1 protein-coding gene and 1 pseudogene are annotated in these 760 nt (G+C 70.9%); both read left to right on the forward strand.

Annotation, left to right across the window (positions count from 1 at the left end; all coding sequences use genetic code 11):
- Positions 1 to 340: PucR family transcriptional regulator (locus R6V09_RS54235; RefSeq protein WP_317888698.1), on the forward strand; the 340-nt coding region annotated here is incomplete at its 5' end.
- Positions 341 to 457: 117 nt separating this feature from the next.
- Positions 458 to 760 (forward strand): annotated as a pseudogene (locus R6V09_RS54240) (hypothetical protein); the annotation flags it as partial.

Here is a 760-nt window from a genome sequence, read left to right on the forward strand (position 1 = left end):
TGCCGCCGCCAGGCCCGGCCGGGTGTGCGCGGCGGGGCACCAGGAGCTGGCCTCGCACGTGCTGCTGCTGCCGTTCGTGCCGGACGACGTGCGGCGCGCGTTCACCGCGCGGCTCCTCGATCCGCTGCGCGACTACGACCGGCGGCACCGCGCGGAGCTGATCCCGACACTGGAGGCGTTCCTGGAGTGCGACGGCTCCTGGACGCGCTGTGCGACCCGGCTGCACCTGCACGTCAACACGCTGCGCTACCGGGTCGGCAGGATCGAGCAGTTGACGAGTCGGGACCTCTCGCGCCTTGAGGACAAGCTGGATTTCTTCCTGGCACTGCGGATGAGCTGACCCAGGGATCCCACGACTTTGTGAATTCTTTCACCCACCCTCTTGGCCGGGCCATGCGATCCGTGCTGAGATGCGGCCACCACTCAACAGCTCAATGGTGTGCTCGGGGAGGGCAACGTGGCGTATTCCGCCATGTCCGGTAACGGAACGACCGCTGGTGACGATCCCCTCCAGACCGCGGTGTGGCGGCTGCGCTCGCGGGCCTGCTGGGCCGACGCGGCGGCGCTGCTACGGCCCGACACCGCGGCACCGGCCCTCCAGCGGACCGCGCTGCTCGTGGAGCGGTGTCTCTACACCGAGCAGGGCTGGGAAGAGGCCGAGGACGCGCTGCGCACGGCCGAGGCGCTGGCCCACAGCGACGACGAGCGGGGCGCCGCCGCCTGCGAGCGCGGCCAACACGCCTACGCCGCAACGCTGCAC

The sequence above is a fragment of the Streptomyces sp. W16 genome (assembly GCF_033194735.1).
GTDB lineage: Bacteria > Actinomycetota > Actinomycetes > Streptomycetales > Streptomycetaceae > Streptomyces.